At 72.2% G+C, this 19844-nt stretch carries 13 protein-coding genes and 1 riboswitch; of the genes, 9 read left to right on the forward strand and 4 right to left on the reverse strand.

Translation table 11 applies throughout. The features are described 5' to 3' along the window. The first annotated feature begins 7 nt into the window (after window positions 1–7). Window positions 8–883 (forward strand): carbohydrate ABC transporter permease, encoded by an 876-nt coding sequence (locus tag ACFYM0_RS17035; protein ID WP_388501847.1) that lies wholly within the window; start codon window positions 8–10, stop codon window positions 881–883. An 81-nt stretch (window positions 884–964) separates the two neighbouring features. Beyond that, window positions 965–2581: an alpha-amylase family glycosyl hydrolase gene (locus ACFYM0_RS17040; RefSeq protein ID WP_388501849.1), complete on the forward strand. Its 1617-nt coding sequence runs from the start codon at window positions 965–967 to the stop codon at window positions 2579–2581. Between the two features lie 85 nt (window positions 2582–2666). Here ACFYM0_RS17040 and ACFYM0_RS17045 read toward each other — a convergent pair whose 3' ends face one another. Beyond that, entirely contained in the window at window positions 2667–3920 is a 1254-nt protein-coding gene (locus ACFYM0_RS17045; RefSeq protein WP_388501851.1) for a citrate synthase, read from the reverse strand. Between the two features lie 55 nt (window positions 3921–3975). On the opposite strand from ACFYM0_RS17045, the gene ACFYM0_RS17050 reads away from it, so the two are divergent. Further along, the gene (locus ACFYM0_RS17050) at window positions 3976–5151 is read left to right on the forward strand and encodes a citrate synthase/methylcitrate synthase (protein ID WP_388501853.1); all 1176 of its coding nucleotides are present in this window, start codon (window positions 3976–3978) and stop codon (window positions 5149–5151) included. Window positions 5152–5208: 57 nt separating this feature from the next. Beyond that, a complete protein-coding gene (locus ACFYM0_RS17055; protein ID WP_388501854.1) occupies window positions 5209–6333 on the forward strand; it encodes a CobW family GTP-binding protein in 1125 nt (374 codons plus the stop codon). Window positions 6334–6349: 16 nt separating this feature from the next. On the opposite strand, the gene ACFYM0_RS17060 is transcribed toward ACFYM0_RS17055, so the two are convergent. Then, on the reverse strand, window positions 6350–8440 hold the full coding sequence (locus ACFYM0_RS17060; protein ID WP_388501857.1) for a restriction endonuclease: 2091 nt from the start codon (window positions 8438–8440) through the stop codon (window positions 6350–6352). Window positions 8441–8556: 116 nt separating this feature from the next. Continuing rightward, window positions 8557–11013 carry a DNA topoisomerase (ATP-hydrolyzing) subunit A gene (locus ACFYM0_RS17065; protein WP_388501858.1) on the reverse strand — a complete coding sequence of 819 codons (2457 nt, stop codon included), beginning with the start codon at window positions 11011–11013 and terminating at the stop codon, window positions 8557–8559. Window positions 11014–11259: 246 nt separating this feature from the next. Between ACFYM0_RS17065 and ACFYM0_RS17070 the strand changes: the two genes are divergently transcribed. The 4 genes from ACFYM0_RS17070 (at window position 11260) to ACFYM0_RS17085 (ending at window position 16079) form a co-directional block, all read left to right on the forward strand. Next, complete coding sequence (locus tag ACFYM0_RS17070; RefSeq protein WP_388501860.1) at window positions 11260–12612, forward strand: M16 family metallopeptidase; 1353 nt, start codon at window positions 11260–11262, stop codon at window positions 12610–12612. A gap of 20 nt (window positions 12613–12632) precedes the next feature. Beyond that, a complete protein-coding gene (locus ACFYM0_RS17075) occupies window positions 12633–14000 on the forward strand; it encodes a M16 family metallopeptidase (protein ID WP_388502364.1) in 1368 nt (455 codons plus the stop codon). A gap of 239 nt (window positions 14001–14239) precedes the next feature. Beyond that, window positions 14240–14399: riboswitch (cyclic di-AMP (ydaO/yuaA leader) on the forward strand. A gap of 12 nt (window positions 14400–14411) precedes the next feature. After that, window positions 14412–15206 (forward strand): M23 family metallopeptidase, encoded by a 795-nt coding sequence (locus ACFYM0_RS17080; RefSeq protein ID WP_388501862.1) that lies wholly within the window; start codon window positions 14412–14414, stop codon window positions 15204–15206. Window positions 15207–15413: 207 nt separating this feature from the next. Beyond that, window positions 15414–16079, forward strand: a complete 666-nt coding sequence (locus ACFYM0_RS17085; RefSeq protein ID WP_388501865.1) for a GntR family transcriptional regulator — start codon at window positions 15414–15416, stop codon at window positions 16077–16079. Window positions 16080–16432: 353 nt separating this feature from the next. On the opposite strand, the gene ACFYM0_RS17090 is transcribed toward ACFYM0_RS17085, so the two are convergent. Further along, on the reverse strand, window positions 16433–16714 hold the full coding sequence (locus ACFYM0_RS17090; protein ID WP_250746483.1) for an HPr family phosphocarrier protein: 282 nt from the start codon (window positions 16712–16714) through the stop codon (window positions 16433–16435). A 184-nt stretch (window positions 16715–16898) separates the two neighbouring features. Between ACFYM0_RS17090 and ACFYM0_RS17095 the strand changes: the two genes are divergently transcribed. Beyond that, entirely contained in the window at window positions 16899–19838 is a 2940-nt protein-coding gene (locus ACFYM0_RS17095; RefSeq protein ID WP_388501868.1) for a GNAT family N-acetyltransferase, read from the forward strand. The last annotated feature ends 6 nt before the right edge of the window (window positions 19839–19844 follow it).

The following is a 19844-nucleotide window of genomic DNA, read 5'->3' on the forward strand; positions in this document are numbered from 1 at the left end:
ACCTCACATGTCAGAGCGCACGCTCATATCGCCGGCCCAACTCGGCCGCCCCCGGGGCAAGGCCGCCTACTGGACCGTTCTGGCCGTGGTCGTGATCGGGTTCACGGTCGTCTTCCTCGGGCCCCTCTACTGGATGGTCGCCAACGGCCTCAAGAGCACCGCGGAGTTCACCCAGGTCCCGCCGACCGTGGTGCCGGACTCCCTGCACCCCGGCAACTACTCGGATGCCTGGGAGGTCATGGACCTCGCCAAGCTGCTGTTCAACACCCTCTACTACGCGTTCGGCGCCCTGGCCTTCCAGCTCGTCCTCGACGTGGCCGCCGCCTACTCGCTGTCCAAGCTCCGGCCGGTCTTCGGCAAGGCCGTCCTCGGCATGATGCTGGCCACGCTGATGATCCCGGCCACCGTCCTGGTCGTACCGCAGTACCTCACGGTCCTGGACATGCCGCTCATCGAGCGGAACCTGCTCAACACGCCCTGGGTGATCTGGCTGCCCTCGGTCACGAACGCCTTCAACATCTTCCTTCTGAAACGATTCTTCGACTCCATCCCGGGCGAGATCCTCGACGCCGCGTCCATCGACGGCGCCTCCTCCCTGCGCACCCTGCGCTCCGTGGTCCTGCCGATGTCCCGGCCGATCCTCGGCGTCGTGTCGATCTTCGCGATCGTCGGGGTCTGGAAGGACTTCCTCTGGCCCATGCTCACCCTCCCCGACCCGGCCCTGCAGACGCTCAACGTCGGCATCTACTCGCTCTCCAGGGGAGTGCCCGAGAACCATCTCGTCGCCGCGCTCGCGATGGCCTCGGCGCCCACGCTCATCATCTTCCTGATCTTCCAGCGCAACATCATGAGCGGCCTGACGGCAGGCTCCCTCAAGGGGTGAGCACCACCCCGCACCGCCGCCGTGCCCGGTCGCCCCCATGAAAAGACCGCTGTGAAAAGAATGCCGTGAAAGGACCCCTCCGTGGCTGACTTTCCCCTGCCCGAAAACGCCGCCGACTGGTGGCGCTCGGCCGCCATCTACCAGGTGTACGTAAGGAGCTTCGCCGACGGCGACGGGGACGGCACCGGTGACCTCGCGGGCGTCCGGGCCCGCCTCCCCTACCTCTCCGAACTGGGCGTCGACGCCCTGTGGTTCACCCCCTGGTACCTCTCCCCGCTCGCCGACGGCGGCTACGACGTCGCCGACTACCGCACCATCGACCCCGCCTTCGGCACCCTCGCCGAAGCCGAGAAGCTCATCGCCGAAGCCCGTGAGATGGGCATCCGCACCATTGTCGACATCGTCCCGAACCACGTGTCCGACCAGCACGCCTGGTTCAAGGCCGCCCTCGCCGCCGGCCCCGGCAGTCCCGAGCGGGAGCTCTTCCACTTCCGCCCCGGCCGCGGCGAGAACGGCGAACTGCCTCCGGGGGACTGGCCCTCGCAGTTCAACGGCGCGGCCACCTGGACGCAGGTACCGGACGGGGAGTGGTACCTGCACCTCTTCACCCCCGAGCAGCCCGACCTCAACTGGGACCACCCCGCCGTCCGCCGGGAACACGAGGAAGTCCTGCGGTTCTGGTTCGAGCGGGGAGTGTCCGGCGTACGGATCGACTCCGCGGCCCTGCTCGCCAAGGACCCGGCCCTGCCCGACCTGGCCGGCCGCTCGGCTGAGCCGTGGCCGCCCGGGCCCGGTGAGATCCACCCCTACATCGACCGTGACGACCTGCACGACATCTACCGCTCGTGGCGGGCCATCGCCGACGAGTACGGGGCCATCTTCGTCGGTGAGGTCTGGCTGCCGGACTCCGAGCGCTTCGCCCGTTACCTGCGCCCCGACGAGCTGCACACCGCCTTCAACTTCTCCTTCCTCAGCTGCCCGTGGGACGCGGGCCGGCTGCGCACCTCCATCGAGGAGACCCTCGCCGAGCACGCGCCCGTCGGAGCCCCGGCCACCTGGGTGCTGTGCAACCACGACGTGACCCGTACGGTCACCCGCTACGGGCGCGCAGACACCGGTTTCGACTTCGCCACCAAGGCCTTCGGCACCCCCGCGGACCTGGCGCTCGGCACCCGGCGGGCCCGCGCCGCCGCCCTGCTGACCCTGGCCCTGCCCGGCGCCGTCTACGTGTACCAGGGCGAGGAACTGGGGCTTCCGGAGGCCGACATCCCGCTCGGCCGGATCCAGGACCCCATGCACTTCCGGTCCGGCGGCACCGACCCCGGCCGGGACGGGTGCAGGGTCCCGCTGCCGTGGACCGAAGAGCCCTGGAGCGAGCCATGGCTGCCCCAGCCCGCGGACTGGCCGGCGTACGCCGCGGACCGCCAGGCCGGGGACCCGGACTCCATGCTCACCCTCTACCGGACGGCCCTGGGGCTGCGCCGGGCCGCGGCCGGGTTCGGCGGCGGATCCCTGGAGTGGCTGCCCACGCCGCCCGGGGTGCTGGCCTTCGGCCGCCCCGACGGGCTGGTCTGCGTGGCCAACCTGTCCCCGGAGCCGGTCCCGCTGCCGGCCCACACGAGCCTCCTGCTGAGCAGCTCCGCCCTGGATGCGGAGGGGCTGCTCGGTCAGGACGCGGCGGTCTGGCTGCGGACCTGACGCCGCAGCCGGACCGCCGGAACATCCTGTCCCCGCGTTCTCGGGCGGCGGCGGCCGCCCCGAACACCCGGGAACACCTCGCCCGTCACGGCAACGGCTGTGGCGGGCGGGGCCCGTGGTACTGCCCGCTCGGTCGCATCCGCAGCGGGCGCTCCTCGTACTCCTCCAGGGCGTGCGCGATCCACCCGGCCGTACGGGCCACCGCGAAGACGGTCTCCCCGGCCTCCGGGGCCATACCGCAGGAGACCGTCAGCACCGCGAGCGCCAGGTCCACATTGGGATACAGGCCGCCGCCGTGCCGGGCCATCACCCCGGCCACCTCGCGCGCCGCGCCCAGCGCCGGACCGGCCTGCGCCAGTGGCTCCAGCCGCGCGAACAGCGCCGTCGCCCGCGGGTCCTCGGCCTCGTACAGTCGGTGCCCGAGCCCGGGTACGCGGCGCCCGGCCCGCAGGTACTCCGCCACCACCGGGGCGGCGCCGCCGCGCTCCAGCACCTCCGTCAGCATCCGGTGAGCGAGCCGCCCGGCAGCGCCGTGCAGGGGGCCTTCCAGCGCGCCGAGCCCTGCCGAGACCACCGCGTACGGATGTGCGCGCGCCGACGCTGCCACCCGTACGGCCAGGGTCGAGGCGGCCAGATCGTGGTCGGTCAGCAGGGCCAGGGCCAGGTCCAGCACGGCCAGCGCGTCCGGATCGGGGTCCAGGGCGGAGAGCCGGGGCCACATCTGCCGGGAGAGGCGGCCGTCCCCGCCCCACTGCGCCGGGCCCACCTCGGGCAGGGCGCCGACCAGGGTGGGGATCAGGGAGCGCGCGGAGCCCAGTACGGACGCCGCGGACAGGTCGAAGCGCAGCGGGTCCGCGACCGCCGCGGCGGCGACGGCCACCCGCAGCCGGTCGATGGGGCCGCTGTGCTCGGGCAGCGCGGCGACGGCCCGCCGGGCCGCGGCGAGGGACTCCGGGGGAGCGGTGAAGCGGGCCCCGTGCACCAGGGTCCCCGTCCAGAGCCACTCGGCGACCTCCTCGTAGCGGTACCGCGAGGACAGCTCCACGGCGTCCACGCCGCGAAAGTAGTAGCGGTCGGCCTCGATGAGGGTGAGCGCGGTGCGTACGGAGAGCTCTCCGGCGGAGGCGGCGGAGCCGGAGGGCCCGGCCGCCTCGCGCCGGCTGCGCCGGGCCAGGGCCTCCACCTCGCGGGCGTCGAAACTGCTGCCGCGTCCGACCGGATCGCGGCGGCTCGTGAGCTGGCCGCGGCTGACGTACGCGTACACGGTCGCGGGTTTCACCCCCAGCAGCCGGGCCGCCTCCTGGGTGCCGATCCTTCGCCCACCGGACTCGTCGTTCATGACGCACACCCTACATATATTGATCCGATCAACATTGACAGTGATTGAGTCCATCATGGATGGTCGATCCATGAACAGCACCGTCGTACCCGCCGAAAGCCCCCGCGGACTCGCGGGAGTCGTGGTCACCGAGACTCGGCTCGGTGACGTCCGAGGCCGTGAGGGCTTCTACCACTACCGCCAGTACTCGGCCGTCGAGCTCGCCGGGAGCCGCACCTTCGAGGACGTGTGGCACCTGATGTTCCGCGGGACCCTGCCGGCCGACGCCGCCCAACGGGCCGCCTTCGCGGCCGAGATCGCCCCGCTGCGCCGGCTCCCCGACGAAGTCCGGGACGCCCTGCCCGCGCTGGCCCGCGCCACCGCCCTGTCCGGCCCGCTCGCCGGACTGCGCACGGCGCTCTCGCTGCTCGGCGCCAGCGCCGGCTTCCGCCCGGTCTACGACCTGACCCCCGAACGCCGTGCCGCGGACGCGCTGGCGGCCTGCGCCGCCGTACCGACCCTGCTCACCGCCCTGTACCGGCTCGGCCAGGGACTGGAACCGGTGGAGCCGCGGGACGACCTCCCCCACGCCGCCAACTACCTCTACATGCTGACCGGCCGGGAACCCGAGCCGGTCAGGGCCCGCGCGGTCGAGCGGTACCTGATCTCCACGATCGACCACGGCTTCAACGCCTCCACCTTCACCGCCCGCGTGATCGCCTCCACCGGCGCCGATGTCGCGGCCTGCCTCACCGGGGCGGTCGGCGCGCTCTCCGGCCCGCTGCACGGCGGCGCACCCAGCCGGGCCCTGGACACCCTGGACGCCATCGGCACGGCCGACCGGATCGACCCGTGGATCCGCGAGCGGGTCCTCGCGGGCGACCGGATCATGGGCTTCGGGCACCCCGTCTACCGCACCGAGGACCCCCGCTCGCGGATGCTGCGCGAGATCGCGCTGCAGTTCGGCGGCCCGCTCGTGGGCTTCGCCGTGGAGGTCGAGCGGCACGTCGAGGAGATCCTCGCCGAGCTCAAGCCGGGCCGGGAACTGCACACCAACGTGGAGTTCTACGCGGGCGTGGTCATGGAGCTGTGCGGGCTGCCGCGCGAGATGTTCACGCCGACCTTCTGCGCGGCCCGCGTGGTCGGCTGGAGCGCGAACGTGCTGGAGCAGGCCGGCGACTCGAAGATCATCCGACCGGCCGCCCGCTACACCGGCCCGACCCCGCCGCAGCCGGTCCCGGTGATCGGCTGACTCCAGTGCTGTGGCCGGGAAGGTTTCCCGGCCGAAGCACTGGCTACGATCGACCGGGTGAACAGCATCCCCGTCATCGTCCTCGCCGGCTTCCTCGGATCGGGCAAGACGACCGTCCTCAACCACCTCCTCGGCAACCGGGGCGGCACCCGCATCGGGGTCGTCGTCAACGACTTCGGCTCCATCGAGGTCGACGCGATGTCGGTGGCCGGGCAGGTCGGCGACTCGATGGTCTCCCTCGGCGGCGGCTGCCTGTGCTGCGCGGTGGACGGCAGCGAGCTGGACGCGTACCTGGAGAAGCTCGCCGACCCCGTCCACCGCATCGACGTCATCGTCATCGAGGCGAGCGGGCTGGCGGAGCCCGAAGAGATGGTCCGGATGCTCGTCGCCAACGAGAATCCGGCCGTCCGCTACGGCGGCATGGTGCAGATCGTCGACGCGGCGGAGTTCGAGGCGACCCGGGCCAAGCACCCGGAGACCGACCGGCACCTGGCCGTCGCCGACCTGGTGGTGCTCAACAAGACCGACAGGATCGACGCCGCCGAACGCACCCGGATCGAGGGCGCGCTCGCCGCGCTCTGCGCACCGGGGATCCCGGTCGTCGGCGCGGACCACGGACGGATCGACCCGGAACTGCTCTTCGACCGCCGCCCGTGGACCGAGACGCGCGGCCAGCTCTCCTTCGAGGACCTGCTGGCGCAGGCGCACGACCACTCCGACGGCCACGACGGCGACGGCGATCACTCGGGCCACGTCCACGCCGCCTACGCGAGCACGGAGTTCGTGTCCGAGCAGGCCCTCGGCCCGCGCCGGTTCATCGAGTTCCTCGACCGCCGCCCGGCCGGCCTCTACCGGATCAAGGGCTCCGTCTACTTCGGCGTCCCCGGCCACGAGGAGCGCTACGAGGTCCAAGCGGTCGGCCGCTTCCTCCGCTTCGCCCCGCACCCCTGGGGCCGGGGCGAACCGCGCCTGACGCAGCTCGTCCTGATCGGCTCGGGCACCGACGGCCCCGCCCTGCTCCGCGAGCTCGAGGCCTGCCGCGAACCGGAGCCGTGGCGGGGGACCCCGGAGAGCATGTGGGGTGTCCTGCGCTACGTACACCGCCCGGCGGAGATGGCTCCGGACCCGGAGCTCGAACCGGACCCGGAGCTCGAGCCCGACGCCGACCCCGAGGGCTTCTGAGAACAGCCGGTGCCGCTCAGGCGACCTCGATGCCGAAGTCGCCGAGGAGGGGTTCCAGGCCGCCCGGGTAGCCCTTGCCGCCGACGACGAAGTCCCAGTCGCCGCCCGGGCGGCGCCGGAAGGAGCCGAGGACCAGGGCGGTTTCGCCGGCGCGGCCGTCGGAGACCTCCAGTCGGCCCAACTCCTCGCCGGTAGGCCCCAGCAGCCGGATCCGGGCGTCGGTGAAGCCGGCCAGATCGGCGTGCGGATTGACCTCGGGGTCGATCGCGGCGACGAGGACCAGCCGGTCGGAACGCTGCGGCAACGTGTCGAAGGAGACCCGCAGTGCGGCCTTGTCGGGCGCCGCGTGCGCGTGGGTCCGTACCGAACCGTCCGGGGTGTTCGGGTTGTTGAAGAACACGAAGTGGTCCTCGCTGAGCACCCGGCTGCCTTCGCAGACCAGCGCGCACACGTCCAGCGCGACTGGCCCCGCCCAGGACATGCCGAGCACGTTGTGGTCCGCGGCGGGTTCCGGCTCGGCCGTCCGCTGGGCCGGGACCGAGGCCACAGTGCCCGGGCCGAGTCGGCCGCGCAGTCCGTGCTGGTGCAGCAGCTCCACGAGCGCGGCCCCGGGAACCAGCTCCAGCGGCTTGCCGTTGGCGAAGGTGTACGACGTGGGGCCGAAGGTCGCGGTGGTGACCAGCACTCCCTTGTTCGCCCCCTTGTCCTGCACCGTGCCGTAGAGATCCCGGACCGCCGTCGGTGACACGGTGTTGCGGTAGCGCTTGACCTGCACCACGATCCGTCCGCCCGTGATCGGGGACGGGTCGTTCGCCTCGATGTCCACCCCGCCGTCGCCCGAACGCTGCGTGGTCACCGCCTCCATGCCCATCGCCCGGAACAGCTCCGCGACCAGGTTCTCGAAGGCGATCGGGTCCATCGCGAAGAGGTCCGGCTCGTCCTCGTCGCGGCCCGCGTGCACTCCGTGACTGACGACGCCGCCGACCTCACCGGGCCGACGTCCCGGGCGCACGGCGGCCGGCTGGTCCGGCCGCGGCGACAACTGCCCGCCCAGCCCTTCCACCAGGCAGTCCACCGCACTCACCAGCTCCAGCCGCAGCCCGGTGAAAGCGGACCGCGCCGCCGACACCGAGGCGAGCACGAGCTGCGCTTCCCGACCCGTGGCCGGATCGTGGGCGTCCACGAAACCGTTGACGACGACGGACTCCAGTACCTCGAACTCGTCGGCCGCGTACAGATCGCGCATCACCAGCAGCACGCACTGCGCCAGCAGGTCCCGGTAGATCGCCCGCCGCTGCGTGACCGGGCGGGCCGTCTCCTTGTCCTGGTCCGTGCCCGGCACGTACCGCACCGACTTGGTCTCGGGCACCACCTCGTAGCCGGGCAGCTCCCAGTCCAGCACCAGCTGGCGCCGCGCCGGGTCGTAGGCCGCCGACACCTGTCGCGGGAGGTTCTCCGGCCAGCCGTCCGAGGCGTACAGGGCTGCCGAGAAGTACTCCACCGCGGCCTCCGCGTCGCCCGCGCGCAGCGCCCCGGCCAGCTCGGTGAGCCCGCCGTTGTGCCCGCGGATTCCGGCGAGCTGCTCCGCCGCCCAGCGGTCGTACTGCTGCCGGTACGCCGCGAGCTGCTGCTGCCGCTGTGCCTCCGCGGCCTGCGCCGCCTGCCAAGCCTGTGTGTATCGGGCGTGCGCCTCCCTCTCCGCCTGCGCCCGCCGGTTCGAGCCCAGCGTCCAGCCGCTGCTCTGCTGCTGGAAGTGGTGCAGCTGCGGCAGTGGCACGGGGTGCGCCAGGGTCCCCGGATCGAAGGGCTCGATCCGCTCGGTCCTGGCCAGGGCGGCCAGCCGGAACGCCGGAGCCCGGCAACCCGCGGCCAACAGCCCCTGCAGGGCCGCGACCTGGGCGTCGAGCTGCTCGGTTGCACGCCGTGCCTCGGCCTCGCGGTGCTGTTTGTAGGCGGCCTGCTGTTCGCGCTGCCCCCGGGCCACGTCCCGTTCGTACGCCCGCTGCCGGCGATCGGCCTCGCGCTGCTGGATCAGCTGCGTCTGCTGATGCCGGCGCTGCGCCTCCGCCCAGTTCCCGATCAGTCCGCTGCTCGATCGACGGCTCATCAGCTCTGTTCTCCCGCCCCACCCACCAGTGCCAAGAGGGAAAACACTAGTCGCCATTCGGGTGGTACGTCCCACGGACGTACCACCCGAATGGCCCCGTACTGCCTGCGGCCTTCCTACAGCGCCGCACCCGCCAGCGCCGCGACCACGGACGGCAGCGCCGTGCCCGAGCCGTCACGGCGCGGGTCGACGGCCGGCAGCAGGGCCGGAGTGCCGTTCGCCGCCGCCGCGCGGACCGGGGACGTGCCCGCCCAGGCCAGCAGCAGGATGTCCTCGCCCTTCAGGAAGCGCTGGCAGCGCACGCCGCCGGTTGCCCGGCCCTTGCGCGGGTACTGGTCGAACGGGGTCAGCTTCCCGGACTGCATCGAGTCGTCCAGCGTCCCGTGCGAGCCCGCCACCGTGAACACCACGGCCTCGCGCGCCGGATCCACCGCCGAGAAGTGGATCACCTTGGCGCCGTCCGCGAGCTTGATGCCCGCCATGCCGCCCGCGGGGCGGCCCTGCGGGCGGACCTGGCCCGCGGGGTAGCGCAGCAGCTGGGCGTCGTCGGTGACGAAGACGAGGTCCTCCTCGCCCGTGCGCAGCTCGACCGCTCCGATGATCCGGTCACCGTCCTTGAGGGTGATGACCTCCAGCTCGTCCTTGTTGGCCGGATAGTCCGGCACGACCCGCTTGACCACGCCCTGCTCGGTGCCGAGCGCCAGACCCTGCCCGGATTCGTCCAGCGAGGTCAGGCAGATGACCTTCTCGTCGGGCTCCAGCGCGGAGAGGAACTCCGTGACCGGGGCGCCTCCCGCCAGGTTCGGCGCGGCGTGGGTGTCGGGCAGTTGCGGCAGGTCGATCACCGCCAGCCGCAGGAGCCGCCCGTACGAGGTGACCACGCCGACGTCCGCCCGCGCGGTGGCGGCGACCTGCGAGACGATCAGGTCGTGCTTGGCGCGGGCGCCGCCCTCCTCCTCGGGGAGCGGGTCGGCGTTCGGCGTGCGGGCGAGCAGCCCGGTGGAGGACAGCAGCACCCGGCACGGGGTGTCCTCGACCTCCAGCGGCACCGCCGCGACCGGCGTCCCCGCCGACTCGAGCAGCACCGTACGGCGCTCCGTGCCGAACTTCTTCGAGACCGCGGCCAGTTCCGCCGATACGAGCTTGCGCAGCTCGCTGTCGGAGTCGAGGATCCCGGTCAGCTCGTCGATCTCGCCGGCCAGCCGGTCGCGCTCGGACTCCAGCTCGATCCGGTCGAAGCGGGTGAGCCGGCGCAGTGGGGTGTCCAGGATGTACTGGGTCTGGATCTCGCTCAGCGAGAAGCGCTCCATCAGGCGCTCCTTGGCCTGCGCGGAGTTGTCGCTGTCCCGGATGATCCGGATGACCTCGTCGATGTCGAGGAGCGCCACGAGCAGGCCCTCGACCAGGTGCAGGCGGCCCTGCCGCTTGCCGCGGCGGAACTCGCTGCGCCGGCGCACGACCTCGAAGCGGTGGTCGAGGTAGACCTCCAGCAGCTCCTTGAGGCCGAGCGTCAGCGGCTGCCCGTCGACCAGCGCGACGTTGTTGATGCCGAAGGTCTCTTCCATCGGCGTCAGCTTGTACAGCTGCTCCAGCACGGCCTCGGGGTGGAAGCCGTTCTTGATCTCGATGACCAGGCGCAGGCCGTGCGAGCGGTCCGTGAGGTCCTTGACGTCCGCGATGCCCTGGAGCTTCTTGGAGCCGACCAGGTCCTTGATCTTCGCGATGACCTTCTCGGGACCGACCGTGAAGGGCAGTTCGGTGACGACCAGCCCCTTGCGGCGCGGGGTCACGTCCTCCAGGGCCACCGTGGCGCGGATCCGGAAGGTGCCGCGGCCGTTCTCGTAGGCGTCCTTGATGCCCGAGAGGCCCACGATCCGGCCGCCGGTGGGCAGGTCGGGACCCGGTACGAAGCGCATCAGCGCCTCCAGGTCCGCCTCCGGGTAGCGGATCAGGTGGCGGGCGGCCGCGATGACCTCGCCGAGGTTGTGCGGGGCCATGTTGGTGGCCATGCCCACCGCGATCCCGGACGCGCCGTTGACCAGCAGGTTCGGGTACGCCGCCGGCAGGACGACCGGTTCGCGCTCCTGGCCGTCGTAGTTCGCGGCGAAGTCGACGGTGTTCTCGTCGATCCCGTCCGTCATCAGCGAGGCGGCGTCGGCCATCTTCGACTCGGTGTACCGCATCGCGGCCGGCGGGTCGTCGTTGCCGAGCGAGCCGAAGTTGCCGTGGCCGTCGACCAGCGGGAGCCGCATGGAGAAGGGCTGCGCCATGCGCACGAGGGCGTCGTAGATCGACGCGTCGCCGTGCGGGTGCAGCTTGCCCATGACCTCGCCGACGACACGGGCGCACTTCACGTAGCCGCGGTCGGGGCGCAGGCCCATCTCGTTCATCTGGTAGACGATGCGCCGGTGGACCGGCTTCATGCCGTCGCGGGCGTCGGGCAGGGCGCGGGAGTAGATCACCGAGTACGCGTACTCGAGGAAGGAGCCCTGCATTTCGTCGACGACGTCGATGTCGAGGATCTTCTCCTCGAAATCCTCCGGCGGCGGGGTCTTCGTGCTGCGGCGGGCCATCGCTGCGCGGCTCCTTAACCAAGAATCGGGATGAGCTGAGCTCTCACGGGGTGGGGATGGGACTGGGCTGGGACGGGGGCGGGCGGTTTCGGACAGGGGTGACGCGGACCATTGTGGCCCGAGGCACCGACAACGCCGACTCCGACCCAGGACTGGGCCGGGAACTTCTCCGCGCCCCGACACGCTTGCATACAGTGGCAGGTCTGACAGGAATCTCTGCATCGCGATCGAAGGGACCACATGCCCATGGGTCACACGGCCACAGCTCACGCAGGCTCCGGCGGCCTCACAGCGACCGAGCACCGGCTGGCCAACGGCCTGCGCGTGGTGCTGTCCGAGGACCACCTGACCCCGGTCGCCGCGGTCTGCCTCTGGTACGACGTCGGCTCGCGCCACGAAGTCAAGGGACGTACGGGCCTGGCTCACCTCTTCGAGCACCTGATGTTCCAGGGCTCGCAGAACGTCTCCGGCAACGGCCACTTCGAACTGGTCCAGGGGGCCGGCGGCTCCCTCAACGGAACCACCAGCTTCGAGCGGACCAACTACTTCGAGACGATGCCGACCCACCAGCTGGAGCTCGCGCTGTGGCTGGAGGCCGACCGGATGGGCTCGCTGCTGGCCGCCCTGGACGACGAGTCCATGGAGAACCAGCGGGACGTCGTCAAGAACGAGCGCCGCCAGCGGTACGACAACGTCCCGTACGGCACGGCCTTCGAGAAGCTGACGGCGCTGGCCTACCCGGAGGGCCACCCGTACCACCACACCCCGATCGGTTCCATGGCCGATCTGGACGCCGCGTCCCTGGAGGACGCGCGCACGTTCTTCCGTACGTACTACGCGCCCAACAACGCGGTGCTCTCGGTCGTCGGCGACATCGACCCCGAGAAGACGCTCGCCTGGGTCGAGAAGTACTTCGGCACCATCCCCGGCCACGACGGCAAGCAGCCGCCGCGCGACGGCTCGCTGCCCGAGATCATGGGGGAGCAGCTGCGCGAGGAGGTCGTCGAGGAGGTCCCGGCCCGTGCGCTGATGGCGGCCTACCGGCTCCCGCACGACGGCACCCGTGAATGCGACGCCGCCGACGTGGCGCTGACGGTCCTGGGCAGCGGCGAGTCCTCCCGGCTCCACAACCGCCTGGTGCGCCGCGACCAGAGCGCCGTAGCGGCCGGTTTCGGCATGCTGCGCCTCGCCGGCGCGCCCTCGCTGGGCTGGCTGGACGTCAAGACCTCCAGCGGGGTCGAGGTGACCGCCATCGAGGCGGCCGTCGACGAGGAGCTCGCGCGGTTCGCCGCCGAGGGCCCGACGGCCGAGGAGATGGAGCGCGCGCAGGCCCAGCTGGAGCGCGAGTGGCTGGACCGGCTGAGCACGGTGGCGGGCCGCGCCGACGAACTGTGCCGCTTCGCGGTGCTGTTCGGCGACCCGCAGCTCGCCCTGACCGCCGTCCAGCGCGTCCTCGACATCACCGCCGAGGAGGTGCAGGCCGTGGCCGCGGCCCGACTGCGCCCCGACAACCGCGCGGTGCTCGTCTACGAGCCCATCGCCGCGGATGACATCGAAGAGACCGACGCGAGCGACGAGAACGAGGGGGCGGAGCAGTGAGCGACACCGCAGCCGTCACGATGACCTTCCACCCGCGCCCCGAGGCCGGCGAGCCGCAGCCGTGGGCCTTCCCGGCCCCCGAGCGCGGGGCACTGGCCAACGGCCTGACCCTGCTGCGCTGCCACCGGCCGGGCCAGCAGGTGGTCGCGGTCGAGATCAACCTCGCGGCCCCGCTCGACGCGGAGCCCGAGGGCCTCGACGGAGTGGCCACGATCATGGTCCGCGCCCTGTCCGAGGGCACCGACAAGCGCTCCGCGGAGGATTTCGCCGCCGAACTGGAGCGCTGCGGCGCCACCCTCGACGCACATGCCGACCACCCCGGCCTGCGGGTCTCCCTGGAGGTCCCGGCCTCCCGCCTGCACAAGGCGCTGGGCCTGGTCGCCGAGGCGCTGCGCGCGCCGGCCTTCGCCGACGCCGAGGTCGACCGGCTGGTGCGCAACCGGCTCGACGAGATCCCGCACGAGAGCGCCAACCCGCAGCGCCGCGCCGCCAAGCAGCTCTCGAAGGAGCTCTTCCCGGCCTCCCTGCGGATGTCCCGCCCGCGCCAGGGCACCGAGGAGACGGTCGCCCGCATCGACTCCGCGGCCGTACGCGCCTTCTACGAGGCCCACGTGCGCCCCGCGACCGCCACCGCGGTGGTCGTCGGCGATCTGACCGGAATCGACCTGGACGCCGTCCTGGCCGACACCCTGGGCGCGTGGACCGGTGACACCACCGCCCCGCGCCCGGTCCCGCCGATCACCGCCGACGACACGGGCCGCGTGGTCATCGTGGACCGGCCCGGCGCGGTCCAGACGCAGTTGCTGATCGGCCGCATCGGCGCCGACCGGCACGACCGGGTCTGGGCACCCCAGGTGCTCGGCACGTACTGCCTGGGCGGCACCCTCACCTCCCGGCTGGACAAGGTGCTGCGCGAGGAGAAGGGGTACACGTACGGCGTGCGCGCCTTCGGCCAGGTGCTGCGCTCCACCGCCGACGGCAAGGGCGCCTCGATGCTCGCCATCAGCGGCTCGGTGGACACCCCGAACACCGGCCCGGCCCTGGACGACCTCTGGACGGTGCTGCGCACCCTCGCGGCGGGCGGCCTGACCGACGCCGAACGGGACGTGGCCGTGCAGAACTTGGTGGGGGTGGCCCCGCTGAAGTTCGAGACGGCGGCCTCCGTCGCGGGCACGCTCGCCGACCAGGTGGAGCAGGAGCTCCCGGACGACTACCAGGCGCAGTTGTACGCGCGGCTCGCCGAAACCGGGACCGTTGAGGCCACTTCGGCGGTCGTCAGCGCCTTCCCGGTGGACCGGCTGGTCACCGTGCTGGTCGGTGACGCCTCGCAGATCGAGGAGCCGGTGCGGGCCCTCGGGATCGGCGAAGTGACCGTGGTCACCAACTGACCGTCCGTTGACTGCCGGCGGGTCGCCAACTGACCTCCCGTACATGGGTCTCGGGCAAGGAGCCCTGGTGGATTGTCCGCCAGGGCTCCTTTCGTCTGCATTGTCCGTTTAGTGCTGTGGTTGCTTGTATGCGGTGTGGCGTACGCAACAAAAGGGCGTGTCTGTTTGGTGATTGGCTGATGATCCGCCTAGCGTCGGCCGTGCTGTTCGTCAGTTGTAACCGCCGCGTCCGCGGCACCGGACAGCGATCGCCGAGTCCCCGTCAGGCGCGAGCCTGGGGAGCCGGGGACCCACTTGTGTCCCTGGGGTGAATCGGACCGCCTCGCAAGAGGGGGCCCGTAGGAGACCTTCCTGCTCCGAACCCGTCAGCTAACCCGGTAGGCGAGAGGGAAGGAAAGGATCAGCCCCTTCATGGCGTTTGGCAGTAGTGCCGCCGGCAAGCACCGTGGTTCGAGCCGTATGAGCCGCAGGACCGCCGGCTACGCCGGCATAGCCGCCCTCGCCGCCACCGGCGTCGTAGGCTCCCTGGCCGGTCCCGCGTTCGCCGCGGACCATTCCCCCTCCGTCGAGGACACCGGCGCCCTCAACACCATCGTCGTGGCCGACGAGCTCGCCGGTGACGTCGAGGCCCAGGCCCAGTCCCAGCAGCGCGCGGCCGATGCCGCCGCCGCCAAGGCGCAGGCCGAGGCCGACGCACGGCAGCGGGCCGCCGAGGCCAAGGCGAAGGCCGAAGCGCAGGCCAAGGCCGAGCGCGAGGCCGCCGAGCGCGCCGCCCGCGAAGAGGAGCGCAAGCGCCTCAACACCTTCGTGTCGCCGCTCGACAACACCTACGTCAGCACCCAGTACCACGCGGGTGGCGGCATGTGGTCCTCCGGCAGCCACACCGGCATCGACTTCCACGCCGCCTCCGGCACCGAGGTGCACGCCGTGGGCCTCGGCACCGTGGTCGAGGCGGGCTACGGCGGCGCCTACGGCAACAACGTCGTCATCAAGCACGCCGACGGCACGTACACCCAGTACGGCCACATGTCCTCGCTGAGCGTCTCCGTCGGCCAGCAGGTCACCCCGGGCCAGAAGATCGGCCTGTCGGGCTCCACCGGCAACTCCAGCGGCCCGCACCTGCACTTCGAGGCCCGCACCGGCGCCGACTACGGTTCGGACATCAACCCGGTCACGTACCTGCGCTCGCACGGCGTCACCGTCTGACCGGCTCGCCCCACCGCACGTCTTCCGCGAAGGCCCCGGCTCTCTTCGAGCCGGGGCCTTCGTGCATCTCGCCGCGGCCTTCTCGCCGAGGGCTTCGTGCTCCGCGCCGTGTGAATGTTTCGTATTTCCGGCCGCTCTCGGAAATTATCGTGTGTTGCAATAGAGTTGCGACGCGCACAGCCATACGAAAAAGGCGGAGGTCCGGTCTTGCGTATTCCCGCGCACACGGTATGCACAGCGATCCGCGAAGACATCGTCTCCGGGGTGTTCGGGCCCGGCGGCCGGCTGACCGAGGAAGTGCTGGCCCGCCGGTACGGAGTCTCGCGCGTCCCGGTGCGCGAGGCGCTGCGCACGCTGGAGTCCGAGGGGTTCGTGACCACCAGGCGGCACGCCGGCGCCTGCGTGGCCGAGCCGACCGAACAGGAGGCGGCCGACCTCCTGGAGCTGCGGATGCTCCTGGAGCCCCTCGCGGCCGCCCGGGCGGCCAGACGGCGCAGCGAGGCTCACCTCAAGGTGCTGCGCGGCCTGGTCAGGCTGGGCCAGGAGCGGGCCAGGAGGGGGCAGGGGGAGGACCTGCGCTCCCTGGGCGGCTGGTTCCACGAGACGCTCTCCCAGGCCTCGGGCAGCCCCGGGCTGATCGCACTGCTCACCCAGATGCGCCACAAGGTGGCGTGGATGTACGTGGTGGAGGCCCCGGTGCGGCCCGTGGAGTCCTGGGCGGAGCACGGCGCGATCGTGGACGCGGTGGCCCGGGGCGACGCCGAGCGGGCCCGGGCGCTGACCGCGGTGCACGTGGACCGGGCGGCGGGGGCTCATCGGCTGCGCGTGAGGACTTTGCAACCTGCCGTAAACACGGCAAGCGTTCCGCATTAACAAACCCCGTATACAAAGGTGGGATATCCGGGCGGGTGATTGACGCCCTGCGCCCTGCGCTTTGTTCTGCCGCCGAAATCGGGTCCACCGAAATCGGGTCCACCGGAATTGGATCCACTGGAATCTGGTCCACCGGATTCGGGTCCGCCGGATTCGGTGTGCCGGAATATTGGTGTGCGCATTTCCGAATTTCCGCCCGCACGGACGAACCGATGAACCCGCGGGCCGGCCGGATTCCCGATTCCCGCGCGAAACGCAGCGAAGCCGTTGCTCCCGACCCTGGCGGTCGGGGGCAACGGCTTCGCCGTGCAAGTCCTGCGAGTCTGCGAGTCCCGCGGGTCGAACCCGAAGGGTCAGACGGTCTCGGGAAGCTCCTCGAGCCCCTCGGCGACCAGCTTCGCGAGGCGGTCGAGCGCGGCCTCGGCGCCGTCGGCCTCGGAGGAGAGGACGATCTCCTCGCCGCCCTGGGCACCCAGGCCCAGAACCGCCAGCATGGAGGCGGCGTTGACGGGGTCGCCGCCGGCCTTCGCGATGGTCACCGGGACGCCGGAAGCGGTCGTCGCGCGGACGAAGATCGAGGCGGGACGAGCGTGCAGGCCCTCGGCCCAGCCGACGTTGACGCGGCGCTCTGCCATGGTGATGCCCTTCAGGTTCTTACGGTTGTCTAGACCAGTCTCTCACGGCGTCCGGAATGGTCGAACCGACCTTCGGCCCGAGTTTCCCGCCATTCGACCTACCCCAGCTTGCCCTGGTTCGAGTCAGCCTGCCCGGTGCGCCGCGCCCAGGCCACTCGAACCGTTCGAGCCTTAAGGTGACCCCATGACGACCGAGTCCGACCCCTCGTACCCGGACCACTGGGAAGCCGACGTGGTCCTTCGTGACGGCGGAACGGCCCGGATCCGGCCCATCACCACCGAGGACGCGGGCCGGCTGGTCAGCTTCTACGAGCTGGTCTCGGACGAGTCCAAGTACTACCGGTTCTTCGCCCCCTACCCCCGGCTCTCCGACCGCGACGTGCACCGCTTCACGCACCACGACTACGTGGACCGTGTCGGCCTCGCCGCGATGATCGGCGGCGAGTTCATCGCCACCGTCCGCTACGACCGGATCGGCGCCGACGGCCGCTCGGCCACCGGACCCTCCGACGAGGCCGAGGTCGCCTTCCTCGTCCAGGACGCGCACCAGGGCCGCGGAGTCGCCTCCGCCCTGCTCGAGCACATCGGCGCGGTGGCCCGCGAACGCGGGATCCGCCGCTTCGCGGCCGAGGTGCTGCCCGCCAACAGCAAGATGATCAAGGTGTTCACCGACGCCGGCTACCAGCAGAAGCGCAGCTTCGAGGACGGCTCCGTCCACCTCACCCTCGACCTCGAACCGACCGCCGAGTCCCTCGCCGTCCAGCGCGCCCGCGAACAGCGCGCCGAGGCCCGCTCCGTCCAGCGGCTGCTGGCCCCCGGCTCGGTGGCGGTGATCGGAGTCAGCCGCTCCCTCGCGGGCGTGGGCGCGGCGGCCCTGCGCAACCTGCGCGACAGCGGCTTCCACGGCCACCTCTACGCCGTCAACGAGGCCGTCACCCGCGATCTGCTCGACGGCGTACGGGCCTACCCCACGCTCGGCGCCGTCGGCGCCCCGGTCGACCTCGCCGTCATCGCGGTCCCGGCGGACCGGGTCCCGGACGCGGTCGCCGCCTGCGGCGAACACGGGGTGCAGGGACTGGTCGTCCTGTCCGCCGGATACGGGGAGAGCGGGGCCGAGGGCCTGGCCCGCCAGCGCGAACTGGTGCGGCAAGTGCGCTCGTACGGGATGCGGCTGATCGGGCCGAACGCCTTCGGGGTGATCAACACGGCCCCCGAGGTGGAGCTGAACGCCTCCCTGGCCCCCGCTCCGGCCCCCGCGCGCGGAAGGGTCGGCCTCTTCACCCAGTCCGGGGCGATCGGCATCGCGCTGCTCTCGGGGCTGCTGCGGCGCGGGGAGGGGCTGTCCTCCTTCATCTCCGCCGGGAACCGGGCCGACGTCTCCGGCAACGACATCCTCCAGTACTGGTACGACGACGAGGCCACCGACGTCGCGCTCATGTACCTGGAGACCCTGGGCAACCCGAGGAAGTTCACCCGGCTCGCCCGGCGCACCGCGGCCGTCAAGCCGGTGGTCGTCGCCAAGGGAGGACGGCACACCCCCGCCGGACACGTGGTCCCCGGCACGCGGCTGCCCGAGGCGACCGTCTCGGAGCTGCTGCGACAGGCCGGCGTCATCCGGGTCGATACGGTCACCGACCTGGTGGACGTCGGCCTGCTGCTGGCCTCGCAGCCCGTGCCGGCCGGGCCGCGGGTGGCCATCCTCGGAAACTCCGAATCGCTCGGGGTCCTCACCTACGACGCCTGCCTGACGGAGGGGCTGCGGCCGCTGGCGCCGCTCGACCTGACCACGGCCGCCTCGCCGGAGGACTTCCGCACGGCCGTCTCCGCGGCGCTGGCCTCGCCGGACACCGACGCCGTCGTCGTCACCGCGATCCCGTGGGTGAGCGAGCACGCGCTCGCCGACGACCTGGCCGAAGCCCTGCGTGCGGCCGCCGCCGGGCATCCGGGCAAGCCCGTCGCCGTGGTCCACGTGGAGCTGGGCGCCCTGGCGGAGGCCCTCTCGGCGGCCACGGCACCGGCCACGGCACCGGACGCCGCGACGGCCTTCGCGGCCGCGCCGCCCGCCACGCTGCCGACCCCCGCGACGGCCCTTGCGGCCCTGGCCTCCGGGGCCGCCCCGGACCGGGACCCGGCCTCCGCCTCCGTGTCCGCTGCCGCCGCCGTGTCCGCCCCCGCGCCGCCCGCGCCCCCCGCCGCCGAGCCGGAGCCGGCCTCCGGCGCCGCGGGGAGCCCGGCCGCGCCCGCTCCCGGAACCGCCCGGATCCCCAGCTATCCCGCCGCCGAGCGGGCCGTCAAAGCGGTCGCCGAAGCCGTCCGCTACGGGCAGTGGCGCCGGGGCATCGCCGAGGTCGGGCAGGTGCCCGAGTTCGAGGACATCGACGAGGCCGGGGCCGCCGGGCAGATCGCCCGCCTGCTGGCCGGCGTGGGGGAGGAGGAGGTGGCGACCCTGGACGACCCCGATGCCCGCGAGCTGCTCGCCCGGTACGGGATCCGCGTGCTCTCCACCCTCCCGGCCCCCAGCGCGGACGCCGCGGTCCGCGCCGCCGCGGTCCTCGGCTACCCCGTCGCGCTCAAGACCACCGCCCCGCACCTGCGCCACCGCGCCGACCTCGGCGGGGTCCGCCTCGACCTCACCACCGAGGCCGAGCTGCGCCGCTCGTACGAGGAGCTGACCCACGCGCTGGGCAAGCCGCAGGAGCTGCTCCCGGTGGTCCAGTCGATGGTCCCCCGGGGCGTCGACACCGTGATCCGCTCCGTCATCGACCCCGCCGCCGGCGCCGTACTGTCGTTCGGGCTCTCCGGGGTCGCCTCCGAACTGCTCGGCGACACCGCCCACCGGCTGGTTCCCGCCACCGACAAGGACGCGGCGAGCCTGATCCGCTCGATCCGCACCGCACCGCTGCTCTTCGGCTGGCGCGGCAGCGACCCCGTGGACACCCCCGCCCTGGAGGAGCTGCTCCTGCGGCTCTCCCGCCTCGTCGACGACCACCCCGAGGTGGTCGGGGTCGTCCTGGAGCCCGTCGTCGTCGCCACCGAGGGGCTGTCCGTGCTCAGCGCGAGCGTCCGCGTCGCCCACCCGCCCGCCCGCGGCGACCTCGGCCCGCGGACCCTGCCCAGCTACTGAGGTCCG

The sequence above is a fragment of the Streptomyces sp. NPDC006487 genome, from assembly GCF_042870555.1.
Taxonomy (GTDB): domain Bacteria; phylum Actinomycetota; class Actinomycetes; order Streptomycetales; family Streptomycetaceae; genus Streptomyces.